The following is a 12,821-nucleotide window of genomic DNA, read 5'->3' on the forward strand; positions in this document are numbered from 1 at the left end:
GGCATTGATAAAGACCTTTCGAAGGGGGACCAGGCTTCCCATCCATACCAGGAAGGCCAGCAGAAGGGAAACGAGAAGTCCGGAGAGAAGGCCATTGGCCATCGGCCCGAGGGCGTTTCGGCCAGAGGCCCGTCTGGCCGCAAGGTAGCTCATGAGGAAAGTGACCACCAAAAGGAGGGTGTGGCCCATGGAGACCACATTGGCGACGATGTAGCGCTGGCTGAAGGCCTCCACCATCCCCACCAAGCAGAGGAGGACGGCGACCACGCCGCCGACCGATCCGATTTTCAGGGTCTGTGTCAGCCTCTCCATCTCTCCGTCCTCCCGGTTATGCCTTTTTCACGGCAAGCCGCTCTCCCAGGATCCCCGTGGGCCGGAAGATCAGGACGAGGACGAGCATGGTGAAGGCGATGGCATCCTTCAGCTGGTAAGGCGCCACGATCCCCAACCCGTCGAGAAAGAGGCTCGGGCCCACCGATTCCACCAGGCCGAGGAAGATCCCGCCCAACATCGCACCCGGGATATTCCCGATGCCCCCCAAGACGGCGGAGGTGAAGGCCTTGATGCCGGGGATGAATCCCATGAAGAAGTGGACCTGTTTGAACATGATCGCATAGAGGACACCGGCTGCGCCCGCGGACATCCCACCGATGACGAAGGTGGTGACGATCATCCGGTCGATGTCGATGCCCATCAGGGCCGAGGCCTCTTTATCTTCGGAGACGGCGCGAATCGCTTTCCCCAAACGGGTCCGCTGGACGAAGGAGTAGAGGGCTACCATCAAAAGGGCGGCGGCCACGATGACGACCGCCTGAAACTTCAGAATCCGGAACGGTCCGAAGGTCCATTGTCCCTCGAGGATTTTAATGACGGGGTAGGCCTGGAACCCGGAGCCGTACAGGCCCCGGATCGTATATTGAATGAAAAAGGAGGCCCCGATGGCGGTGATCAGCGGGATCAACCGGGGGGCGGTCCGAAGGGGGCGGTAGGCAATCCGTTCGAGGAGGAAGGCGACGAACGTGGAGGTGGCCATCGAGACCAGAAAGATGACGATCAGACTGAAGACGGGTTGTCGGTCGAGGAAGCCGGAGGAGGAGAAGGCGGCGGCCACAAAATAGGCGGTGTAGGGTCCGCACATGAAGACTTCGCTGTGGGCGAAGTTGATCATTCGAAGGATCCCGTAGACCATCGTATATCCCATGGCGATGAGGGCATAGATGCTCCCTTGGGCTAAACCGAAGATGATGAAATCAAACCAGTGATGGGCGGTGTAGGTTCCTTCGGCGAGGGTCGCGGTCGAGCCCCAAAGGATCATCCACAGGATGGCCCCCCCGATCAACCACATGATGAGGTCTGTCGGGGTGATTCTCTCCCACCAGCGTTTGAGCATGACTCTCTCTCTTTTCGAAGGACGGGATGGATGAGATCCCCCTTCCTGTTCCCTCCGAGAGGGAAAAGGGCAGGGGGATCGATCCTCCGGTCACGAAACCTTACTTCTTTTTTGGAGCGGGTTTGGCCATCGCAGGAGACCAGATGGGTTTATCCGGGATCACTCCCTTCTTGACGTTCTCTTCCGTCATCTGGTAGATGGCGATCATGGGATCGGCACAGTCTCCTGTTTCGGTGCACGTGAGGTTTCCGGTCAATCCTTTGAAATTCTTCGTCTTATAGAGGGCGTCCCTCAGGGCCTTTCGGCCAATATGAAGGGTCCCATCGGGCGCGACCTTCCCCACCTTCTCGATGGCGGCGAAGATCATCATGGCCGCATCGTAGGCATGGGCATGGAACGGGGCGATCGGTTTCTCTCCGTACTTCTTCTGATGTTTTTCGAGGAAGGCCTTGTATCCCTCGCCGAAGGCGGAGAAATCCGGGCTGGAATGGTACATGCCGATGGCCGCATCGCCAGCGGCTTTGATGAAGTCAGGCGAGAAGGTCCCATCGGCGCTCATCAATTTGACCTTCTCGAGGCCCTTCACCTCTTTCACCTGGCGAGTGATGTGTCCTCCCGCGGAGATGAAGATGGGATAATAGATGAGATCGGGTTTGCCCGTGGCGATCTTGGTGAGCACGGGCCGCATATCCGAATCGGTCGGGGCCACGGCCTCCTGGGCCGTGATGGTCCCGCCGAGCTTCTTGAAGGTTTCGGCGAAGACGGCCTGAAGCTGTTCGGCATAGGGGCTTCCATCGTGGATCGTCGCGGCCTTCTTCACCTTCAGCTGTTTGATGGCGAACTCAGCGGCCACAGCCCCTTGGACTTTGTCGTTATGGGCGGTCCTCAGATAGCCGTCGTATTCCGGTCCCCGTTTCGGGTCGGTGAGGAAAGGAGCGGTGTTGGAAGGGGAGACGGTGGCAATCCCGGCCTTCCAGAGAATGGGAGCCCCGGGTTTGGCCTCGCTCGAGCAGTTGGACCCGATGGCTGCGACAATGGTCGGGTCAGCCGCCAACTTGGTCGCGGCCGCCTGCCCCCCCTCGGCATTACACCCCGTATCCTGCACGGTCAATTTGATGGGAAAACCGAGGACTTTTCCCCCCTTGTCATCGATGGCGATCTCGACCCCCCGTTTGGTATCGGTTCCCAGAGAGGCATCGGGACCAGCCACCACCATCCAGCAGGCAATGTGAACAGGTTCCCCTTTTTTGATCTTCACAACCCCAATGGGGTCGTCGTACTTAAACTCCCCTTTTTTGGTCTGCGAAAAGGCAGGGATGGCCACCCATCCGATGGCCAAAAGGCATAGGATCGAAAGCGTGAGGATTCGTTTCATAGGCCCCTCCTTTGATCGAAGGTTTTGAGTTGAGATTTAAAGACGATTTCCTTCAACTGAATCGGTGCCCATCCATCTTCAGGCCGATCACCCCCTTTTTCGTCCATTGATCGCAAGAAAGTGCTACGTTTCTCCCTGAGACGGAGGAGAGTTTCGAGGGTATTATTTTTTATGATGGGAGGAACCCCGTTGTCAAGCCTTAAGTTGAGCTTTTCTTGGGGGTTGCGGCGAGATGGAGCAAAGGGTTGGCCCTCAGGATTTCGATTTTGACAACTTCAATTTGAGCCGTTCGTTCGGATAAATTCGGTCTTTCCCCTCGAGTTGATTCCAGAGTTTGAGCTCTGCGACGCTTATTTTAAACCGGTTGGCGATGCTCCAGAGAGAGTCGCCCGGCTGGACGACGTAGATGATCTCGTCCTTCTCCTTTTCGAGAGGAGGGGGGGGAGAGGGAAGAGGGTCGCTCACCTTTATCTTGATCTTATCGCCCGGCATCAGCTTCCCCTCCGGCTGGAGTTTGTTCCAAGCGCTGAGGGCTCCGATATTGACCCCCATCTCATTGGCGATGCTCCACAGGGTATCGCCTTTTTTGATCGTATAGGTGATCTCTCCCGATTCAGAGAACCTTCCATTTCCCTGAGGAGCGGCGGCGGAGAAGGCACTGGCCTTCTCGTTCGGGAGGGGGAGGAGGAGGTTCATCCCCGCTTGAAGCCGGCTCCTCCGGTCCAATCGGTTCATCTCGAGAAGGGGTTCCAGATCCACACGATGGAGGCGGGCGATTTGCTGGAGGGTCTCTCCTCTTTTCACCCGGTGGGTCTTGAAGGTGGTGGGGGCGCTGGCAAAAACCGATTCGAAATTTTTCAAGAAGACCTCGGTCTTTCCGAAGGGGATTTTAATTTCATATTCGGGGACATTGGGGGGCGTACACCATCGCCGTAATTCAGGATTGAGTTCTTTCAACTCCTCCACGGAAATGTCACAGGCCTTAGCGATGATTCGAAGATCCATGCCAGGAGGAACCCTCACCTTATCGTATTGAAGGGGCTCCTCATAGTCGATCCCGACGAAACCATATTTTTCAGGGTCCTTGGCCAGCAGGGCTGCCGCGATCATCTGGGGGACATAGTCCTTCGTTTCCTTTTTCAGGTAGCGGTATTTGGTCAGCTCCCAGAAATCTTCCGTCCGGTATCGTTTCATTCCGTTGGCGATCTTGTTCTCCCCGGCATTGTAGCCTGCGGCCGCAAGGTACCAGCATTCGAACATATCGTAGAGGTCCTTGAGGTAACGGGCCGCCGCGATGGTCGATTTCTCCGGGTCTCGCCTCTCGTCCACCCACCAGTCCGATTTCAATCCATAGCGCTTTCCGGTCAGATAGATGAACTGCCAGGGGCCGAGGGCCTTGCTTCTCGAGTAGGCATAGGGATTGAACCCGCTCTCGATCATGGCGAGGTAGACGAGATCTTCTGGCAGGCCGTTGGCCTTCAACACCTCCCTCATGAAGGGAATGTATTTCCCTGATCGGGCAAGCCAGTTGGAGAAGAGCTTTCTTCCCGTGGTCTGAAAATAGTTGAGAAAATGTTCCACCTTTTCATTGATGACGATGGGGATGTCAAACCTCTTCCGTTCGTCTCCCCCGGAAGAGAGGATTTCGAGACAGAAGTCGTCACTCGGCTCATCGCTGATCGGAAACTGGAAAGCGCCTCCCCCCTTTTGGCCCTCCCCAGAGAGGGGCGGAGCCAAGGCGGTCTCCTCCTCGGTCACCCCGGCAGGGGGTTGGGAAAAGAGGGCTTCCAATTCAAGACGGCTGAAAAGGGAGAGGTTGTTCTCCTCCTGTCCGATGGGGTGAGAGCTGGCCGAAAGGGGAGGGAGGGCGAGGCGGGGATGGCAAGCGGAGGCGAGCATCAGAATCACTCCGGCTATGAACATTCGCTCCATGATCGGCACTCCTTCCCGTGCTCACAGCTGATTTTTTCAAGTAAAATATGCCAAAAAATGGCATAAGGGCTTTCTTTTTGTCAAGTTAAAAAAATTTTTAATTCACAGGAAGATGACGACCGACAGGGAAGATTCCGGATATTTTTTCGCCCTTGAGTCTGGAGAGGGCTCCATCAAGACCTTTCCCCGCTCCTACATTTTTATACAATTTACTCGGGTTTACCGGAATTGATCCTTTCGGTCTTCCCCTGAATTTGCAAAGGATGTGCCAACATGATCCTAAACCGTGCGAGTAAAGATTAATCTTGGGAAGAGGGCCTCAGGGAGTTTATGGGTCAGGTCCTGTCTTGACGGGAAGGCTAAGATCGGCCGACCACTCCACCCAAGAACCTCGATAAAGGCGAACGGTAGGATAACCGAGGAGGTATCTCAAGGTAAAATAGAGATGGGAGGCCTCCCTGCCGGTGCGGCAATGGACGATGACTTCTTTCTCTCTGGTGATGCCCGATTCCTGAAGGAGTTTTTCGAGCTCCCCCCTTTTTCTCCAAACCTTGATCTCCTCTCCTTCGAGGCTCGTCTCCCAGTAGAAATGCCTCGCCCCCGGGATGTGGCCCCGCCGGATCTCTTCTCCCTCCTCTCCGGTATATTGCCTGAATGGCCGGGCATCCACGATGACCGAACCTTTCGAAGAGAGGCGACCCAGCACCTCTCGCTTCTCGATGAGGACCTCCGGATTGAGTTTGGCGAAGAATTTTTTGGGCTGGAGAGAGGGATAGGTTTGGGTCAACGGTAGCTTCTCGGCTTTCCATCGTTCCAGGCCTCCGTTGAGAATGCCAAACTTCCTATGGCCTAAATGATCGAGGACCCAGGCCAGCGATGTGGCATTGGGGTTCGACCTTTCAGAATAGAGGATCACCCACATGGCGTTGGAAAGCCCCAGGTGCTCTCCGGCCAATTTCTCGAGCAAGAGCCGATCGGGTCCTTGGGCGGGAATCCCCTTTTTCGGGAGCCGAAGGCTTTCGAAATGGAGATAGACGGCGTTCGGGAGATGTTCCGAGAGATAGTCGAGAAGGGAACTTCGCATGTCAACGATCCGGACCGAGGGATGGTTGACGAAGGGGACCAACTCGGAGGGGTCGATGAGCCGCGGGAAGGAGAGGTTCTTAAAAGGGTGGGGCTCGGCGCATAGGAGAACGGGAATGAAGAGGGAACTTAAAACGAGGAAGAAAAGGGCTCCTCTCGTTTGAGGCCTTGCGGTCCTTCTTGCTCTCACTTTAACGACCTCCTTGCCTCTTCCTCATGGCTTTTCGATACAGTTCGAGATAGGCTTCGGCGGACCTCTGCCAGGAGAAGTCCGAGGCCATCGCATTCCGGACGAGTCTCCTCCAGTGCTCCGGTTGATGAAAGAAGCTCAGGGCGATCTTGATCTGGTCGAAGAACTCCTTGGCATGATAATTTTTGAACTTGAACCCGTTTCCCGTCCCGGTGGCGGGATCGTAAGGGGTGATCGTGTCGTCCAGGCCACCCGTGGCCCGGACCACCGGAATGGTCCCGTATTTGAGGCTGTAGATCTGATTGAGGCCACAGGGTTCGTATTTGGAGGGCATCAAGAAGAGGTCGGCCCCGGCCTCGATCTTGTGGGCGAGGCGGTTATCGTAGGCGATCCGGATGCCCACCTTTTGGGGATATTGCCTTGCAACCCGTTGGAAGAGGTCGTGGTATTTCTGCTCTCCCGTCCCTAAGAGAACGAATCCGATCTCGAGGCTGAGCAGCTCTTCGAGGATCTCGGCCAGGAGGTCGAACCCCTTCTGATCGGCCAGTCTCGAAATCATCCCAAGCAGAGGGGCGTTTTCGAGGGCCGCGGGGAGGTTGAACTCTTTCAAAAGGTCTTTCTTGCACTCCTTCTTCCCCGAAAGGTCATTCCTGTCGTATCGCGCCACGAGGTAGGGGTCCGAGGCAGGATCCCAATCCTGATAATCCACGCCGTTGAGGATCCCGTATAGGTCCTCCCCCCTTTTTCTCAGAATCCCCTCCAGACCGTACCCGTACTCCGGTGTCTGAATCTCCTGGCTGTATTTCTGGCTGACCGTGTTGATGAGGTCGGCATAGACGATGCCCGCCTTCATCAGGTTGATCCGCTCCCAAAATTCGATCCCCTCCGGATTGTACATCTCCGGGGGAAGCCCGGTGAGTGCAAACTTCTCCCTCTTGAACAAACCCTGATAGGCGATGTTGTGGAGGGTGAAGAGGGTGGCCGTGTTGGCCAAATAGGGATCCTCGGTGTAAAGCGATCGTAAATAGGCAGGGATCAATCCGGTCTGCCATTCGTGAAGGTGGATGACATCTGGAGAGAACCGGAGGTGCCGCGCCAGATGGAGGACGGCCCTCGAGAAGAAGATGAAGCGTTCGGCGTTGTCGAAATAGTCTCCTTTCGGGGTGCTGTAGAGGTATTCCCTGTCAAAGAACTCATCCCTGCCGATGAAATAGACGGGGATCGTCCCGGCGAGGTGGCCCTGATAGAGCTCGGCCCGAAGGATCTCATTTCCCAGGGGGACCTCGATCTCCTCTCCGAGATATTGAATCGGACACCCCGAGGTCTTGACCATCCGGTAATAGGGCATCACCAGGAGGATGTCACATCCGAGAGGGCGGAGGTATTTGGGAAGGGCCCCGGCGACGTCCGCAAGCCCCCCGGTCTTGGCAAAGGGCACTGCCTCCGGAGTGGCGAATAGAATTCGAAGGGGTTTTTCCATCATGGTCTAAGGAGCTCCGATGGCTCAATTGGGAATTTCTCCTCTCCCCTGCCCCGTGTTGAAATCGGCCGAGCGATCCGTTTCAATTTTTTGTTTAAGGGTTTCCCGGGGAGGCTGGAGGAAGCGGGGTCTTGGCTCTTTCCCCTCCCTTTTGCAGGGGTTCTCCCCACAACAACACCCGATGGGGATAGGGCAGTTGGAGGCCCAGCTCATCGAACCGTTTTTTGATCCTCCGCCTCAATTCCCTTCCCACATCCCACTGCTTCAGCGGGGCCGTCTTCACCATCATGCGGATCACCATCTGGGATTCGTCGAACCTTTCGACCCCAAGGATCTGAAGAGGCTCGAGGATGGCGCTCTTGAAGGGTTCTTCCGATTCGAGCTCCCTCCCGACGGCGGTGAGGATCTCCATGATCTGGTCGATGTCCTCCTGATAAGAGACCCCCAGATCGAGAACGACCCTGGACCACTCCTTGGAAAGGTTGCTCACCACCTTGATCTCTCCATTCGGGATGAAGTGGACCCTTCCCTGGAGGTCCCGGAGGACGGTCTTTCTCAGGCTGACGGACTCCACCAGGCCCGAGACGCCCGACACCTCGATCACGTCTCCGATCCGATATTGGTTCTCGAAGATGATGAAGAACCCACTGATCACATCTTTGACGAGACTCTGTGCCCCGAACCCGATGGCCAGGGCGCCGATCCCGGCCGTGGCCAGCAAGGGGCCCACCTGAATTCCCAGCTCCCCGAGGATCATGAGGGCCGCCACGAAGACCAGCAGGATGAGGAGGGCATGGCGGAGGATGCTTCCCAGGGTGTGGGCCCGCTTCTTCGCCTCGGAGGCGAGCAGGGGGTCCTTTTCGGAGACGAATCGTTCGATCCAAATTTCGATCCACCGCGAAAGCAGGGTGATGACGAGGAGGGCGGCCAGGATCCCCCCGATCTTCATCACCGGTGCGGTCAGGTAAGAGGTGAAAGATTTGAATATCTCTGCCATCGGGAGTTCAAAACGGAACGGACCTTCCTCCTTGCCCTAAAACCTCGACAGGCCCTCCCGGGAGGGCGTTCGGAGACCTCATACCCCCTTTTCCGTTTTTCGGATGGCCTTCTCCAGACGGTCAAGGGCATCGGCGGTCTTTTCCCTCAGGGCATCGGTCATGGCCGTCAGGGCCTCGATCTGTCTTTTCAAATCCTCGGGATGTTCAGCCGTCTCGATCTTCTTCTTCAGGTCGAGGGTCACCCCTGTTCGGTGAAGGGCAAGGATGGAGAGGCCGAGGGAGATGAGGGAGAGGATGAGGGCCACCGGGGCGCCCATCCCCGCCCCGATCGCCACGATGATGGAGAGGATCAGCGCAACCCCAGCGATCAGGATGAACAAGAGAAGCATCGTTTCAGGACCCCCCTTCGATCTTTAAATTAGGATAAACCGGCCTTTGCTCTTTTTCAAACGATTTCTGGGCCGCCACAGGCTCGGAGAGGGAGACCGAGAGACGGGCAGGGGTGACGATCCCCACCGACATGACCGCCTTGATGGCCTCTTCGATCGTCAGCTGGGAGGGGATGACCTTCTCTCGGGGGAGGAAGAGGGTGAAGCCCTGGGGAGGGATGAAGGCCGTGGGGACGAAGACGGTGATCTTGCTTCTGGAGGTGAGGTCGGAGAACTCGTTCGTGATAAATCCGAGGACGAAGTTCCCAGGTTGGGGAAACTCCACAAAGACCGCCTGCCGGAAGGAGCCCTTTCGGCTCGTGGAGAAGGCCTCGGTCAGTTGTTTGGAGGAGAGGTAGATGTTTTTTACAATCGGGAGGTTGGTTAAGATTCGGTCGGTCCATCCGACGAGCTTTCGGCCCATCACATTGGTGGTGATCACCCCGAGGAGGTAGAGGAGGAGGAGAAAGATGATGATGCCCAACCCCGGGAGGTGAATCTCCCTTTGGAAGAGAAATTGGGTGACCCTGGGCCCCAGGGGTCCGACCAGGTCGTCGAGGGCTGTGAAGACAAATTTTAAGATGAAGACGGTGATCCCCAGGGGGAGGATGACGAGCAGCCCTGCGATGATTTTCGTCCGGAGATGTCTGAGGAGCCTTTTCATGCCGTTTCCTTTTCCTGGGGCTGCAGGATCTTCTTCAGCTCGGCCTCCTCGATGACCTCCTTTTCGAGGAGCAGACGAGCCAGCTCCTCCAGTTTCTCCTTCTTCGAGAGGAGAAGCGATTTGGTCCGCTCGTAGGTCTGGTCGATGATCTTCTTGATCTCTTCGTCGATCTTCCTCGCGGTCTCCTCGCTGTAATCCTTGGCCGAAGTCAGCGCGGAGGGGAGAAAGAGGGGCTTCTTCTCCTTTTCGAAGGTGACATAACCGAGGGTCTCGCTCATCCCGAACTCCTTGACCATGCTGGTGGCGATGTCGGTGGCCCTCTGGAGGTCGTTGTGAGCCCCCGTGGAGATCTCTCCGAAAATGATCTCTTCGGCCACGCGGCCGCCGAGGAGGACGGCCAGACGGTCGAGGAGCTCGGACCGGGTCATCAGGTATCGATCCTCGGTGGGGAGCTGGAGGGTATAGCCGAGGGCGGAGATCCCCCTCGGGATGATGGAGATCCGGCGGACCGGATCGGCGCCCGGCAGGGCCATGGCCACGATGGCATGGCCGGACTCGTGAAAGGCGACGATCTCCTTCTCTTTTTTCGACATCACCCGCCTCTTCTTCTCCAGGCCGGCCACGACCCGGTCGATGGCCTCTTCGAGATCGGCCATCTCCACCCATTCCTTGTTCTTCCGTGCCGCCAACAAGGCGGCCTCGTTGACGATATTGGCGAGGTCGGCCCCCACGAACCCTGGGGTCCTCGAGGCGATGACCTTGAGATCGACCTCGGGAGAGAGCTTGATGTTCTTCGTGTGGATTTTGAGGATCTCCTCCCTTCCAACGATGTCCGGACGATCCACCAGGACATGCCGGTCGAACCGGCCTGGCCGGAGCAGGGCGGGGTCGAGGATTTCGGGTCGGTTCGTGGCGGCCATGATGATGACGCCCGTGTTGGGATCGAATCCGTCCATCTCCGCGAGCAGTTGGTTGAGGGTCTGCTCCTGTTCATCGTGGCGGGCTACCGGGTTCACCCCGCGGGCCTTTCCAAGGGCGTCGAGTTCGTCAATGAAGATGATGCAGGGCGCGTGGTTCTGGGCCTGAGCGAAGAGGTCTCGGACTCGGGCGGCCCCCACGCCGACGAACATCTCCACGAAATGGGAGCCGCTGATGGAGAAGAAGGGAACATTGGCCTCTCCTGCCACGGCCTTGGCTAGCATCGTCTTTCCGGTCCCGGGCAATCCCACCAGGAGCACCCCCTTTGGGATCTTGGCCCCGAGGCGTTGGAACTTCGCCGGATTCTTGAGGAACTCGACCACCTCCTTGAGCTCCTCTTTGGCCTCGTCGATCCCGGCCACATCGGCGAAGGTGACCTTTTTATCCTTCTCGGCGTAGATTTTCGCCCGGCTCTTACCAAAGGACATCACGCTCGTCTCGGGCCCGATCCTCGAGAAGAGGAACCTCCAGACGAGGATGAAGAAGATCAGGGGAAGGATCCAGGAGAGGATGTTGGTCAACCATTTGCTCTCGACCTTTCCGGTATATCTCACCTTCTGGGCATCCAGCTCCTTGACGAGCTCCGGGTCCTCAACGCGGACGGTTTGAAATTTCCTGTTCCCTTTGTCGGTGATCCACTCGCCCGTGATCGATTCCGGAGAGATCGTCAGATCCTTGATCCTGCCCGCCCTCAAGGCCTCCTTGAATTCGCTGTAGGGGATGACGTCCTCCGCCCCTTTGGTGAAGAAGTAGTGTTGGATGAGGAGGATGATGAGGAAGGCGATGACGAAATACCAGATCGTAAAATTGGTCTTCTTGAAGAGAGGGTTCTTCCCTCCCTTGTCCGGAGGCTCCTTGAGTTTGAGAAGATCCCTGAGATGGGGGGGCGCTTTCTGATCTTTTTTCATTTAACCTTCACCGAAGACCCTCTGAAAGATGTGGTCGATGTGCCGAAGATGGAGGCGGACGTCGAAGGCCTCCTCCAGTTCCTCCCGGGAAAGCAGCCTCCCGATCGTCTCGTCCAGGAAGATCAGGGCCTTGAACTCTCCTCCTCCCTCCCAAGCCCTCAGGGCGTTCCTCTGGACGAGGGCATAGGCCTCCTCTCTCGAGAGCCCTTTCTTTGTGAGGAGGAGGAGGACGGCCTCTGAATGGATGAGGCCTCCCATCTTTTCGAGGTTGGCCTTCATCTTCTCCGGATAGACGATCAGATGCTCCACGAGAGAGGTGAACCGGTGGAGCATGTAGTCGATGAGGATCGTGGCGTCCGGGCCGATCACCCGTTCGACCGAGGAATGGCTGATGTCCCGCTCGTGCCAGAGGGGGATGTTCTCAAGGGCCGCCATGCTGTAGGCCCGGACCAAGCGGGCCAGGCCCGAAAGGTTTTCAGCGGAGATGGGATTTCGTTTGTGGGGCATGGCCGAGGAGCCCTTCTGCCCTTTCGAAAAGAACTCTTCGGCCTCCAGAACCTCGGTCCGTTGCAAATGTCTCAGCTCCACGGAGAACTTCTCGATGGAGGAGGCGAGGAGGGCGAGGGTGGTGAAGAACTCGGCGTGATGGTCCCGTTGGACGATCTGTGAGGAGATCGCCGCGGGCCGAAGCCCCAACCGTCTGCAGACCCGCTCCTCGACCGAGGGAGGGACATGGGCGAAGGTGCCCACGGCGCCCGAGATCTTCCCGACGCCGATCGCCTCTCGGGCCCTCTCCATCCGGAGGCGGTTCCGCTTCATCTCGTCATACCAGAGCGCCATCTTGAGGCCGAAGGTGATGGGCTCGGCATGGATCCCGTGCGTCCGGCCGATCATCAACGTCTCTTTATACTGGAACGCCTTCTGCTTCAGAACGGACAGAAGGCGGTCGATGTCCTGAAGGATGAGATCAGAGGCCTCTTGGAGGAGGAGGGCGAAGGAGGTATCGAGGATGTCCGAGGAGGTGAGGCCGTAATGGAGGTATCTCGACAGGGGGCCGATCGACTCTCCCACGTTGGTGAGGAAGGCGATGACGTCGTGTTTGGTCACCTTCTCCAACTCGTTGACCCGATCCACCTGGAAGGCCGCCTTCTTTCGGATCTCCGTCGCCGCCTCGGCCGGGATCTCCCCAAGCTCCGCAAGGGCATCGCAGACCTCAAGTTCGATGAGGAGCCAGGTCTGATACTTTCGCTCGTCGGTCCAGATGTGGGCCATTTCCGGCCGGGTGTATCGGGGGATCATTCCTTCCTCGGTGATGAACGTCTAACCTCATTTTACTGGTTAGATGGGTAATGTCAACCCTCCGACCCCTTCCCAATATTGACAACCCCTCTGAAG

At 57.3% G+C, this 12,821-nt stretch carries 10 protein-coding genes; all 10 read right to left on the reverse strand.

The features are described 5' to 3' along the window. Nucleotides 1–328: 328 nt before the first annotated feature. The 10 genes from N3G78_02110 to purB all read right to left on the reverse strand — a co-directional run bounded on the left by N3G78_02110 (nt 329) and on the right by purB (nt 12,725). Entirely contained in the window at nt 329–1,390 is a 1,062-nt protein-coding gene (locus N3G78_02110; GenBank protein ID MCX8116713.1) for a branched-chain amino acid ABC transporter permease, read from the reverse strand. A 100-nt stretch (nt 1,391–1,490) separates the two neighbouring features. Continuing rightward, nucleotides 1,491–2,765 (reverse strand): branched-chain amino acid ABC transporter substrate-binding protein, encoded by a 1,275-nt coding sequence (locus N3G78_02115; protein MCX8116714.1) that lies wholly within the window; start codon nt 2,763–2,765, stop codon nt 1,491–1,493. 252 nt (nt 2,766–3,017) lie between these two features. Then, complete coding sequence (locus tag N3G78_02120; GenBank protein ID MCX8116715.1) at nt 3,018–4,697, reverse strand: LysM peptidoglycan-binding domain-containing protein; 1,680 nt, start codon at nt 4,695–4,697, stop codon at nt 3,018–3,020. A gap of 328 nt (nt 4,698–5,025) precedes the next feature. After that, complete coding sequence (locus N3G78_02125; GenBank protein MCX8116716.1) at nt 5,026–5,970, reverse strand: sulfurtransferase; 945 nt, start codon at nt 5,968–5,970, stop codon at nt 5,026–5,028. A gap of 1 nt (nt 5,971) precedes the next feature. Continuing rightward, entirely contained in the window at nt 5,972–7,453 is a 1,482-nt protein-coding gene (gene glgA / locus N3G78_02130) for a glycogen synthase GlgA (protein MCX8116717.1), read from the reverse strand. 91 nt (nt 7,454–7,544) lie between these two features. After that, nucleotides 7,545–8,447, reverse strand: coding sequence for a mechanosensitive ion channel family protein (locus N3G78_02135; protein ID MCX8116718.1), 903 nt, complete (start codon nt 8,445–8,447; stop codon nt 7,545–7,547). Nucleotides 8,448–8,525: 78 nt separating this feature from the next. After that, nucleotides 8,526–8,837, reverse strand: coding sequence for a hypothetical protein (locus N3G78_02140; protein ID MCX8116719.1), 312 nt, complete (start codon nt 8,835–8,837; stop codon nt 8,526–8,528). Between the two features lie 4 nt (nt 8,838–8,841). Further along, entirely contained in the window at nt 8,842–9,540 is a 699-nt protein-coding gene (locus tag N3G78_02145) for a DUF502 domain-containing protein (protein ID MCX8116720.1), read from the reverse strand. Further along, nucleotides 9,537–11,426 (reverse strand): ATP-dependent zinc metalloprotease FtsH, encoded by a 1,890-nt coding sequence (gene ftsH, locus N3G78_02150; GenBank protein ID MCX8116721.1) that lies wholly within the window; start codon nt 11,424–11,426, stop codon nt 9,537–9,539. The genes N3G78_02145 and ftsH overlap by 4 nt, the downstream gene beginning before the upstream one ends. Beyond that, entirely contained in the window at nt 11,427–12,725 is a 1,299-nt protein-coding gene (gene purB / locus N3G78_02155) for an adenylosuccinate lyase (protein MCX8116722.1), read from the reverse strand. Between the last annotated feature and the right edge of the window lie 96 nt (nt 12,726–12,821).

It is taken from the genome of Thermodesulfobacteriota bacterium, from assembly GCA_026415035.1.
In the GTDB taxonomy this organism is placed as follows: Bacteria; Desulfobacterota; BSN033; order BSN033; family UBA1163; genus RBG-16-49-23.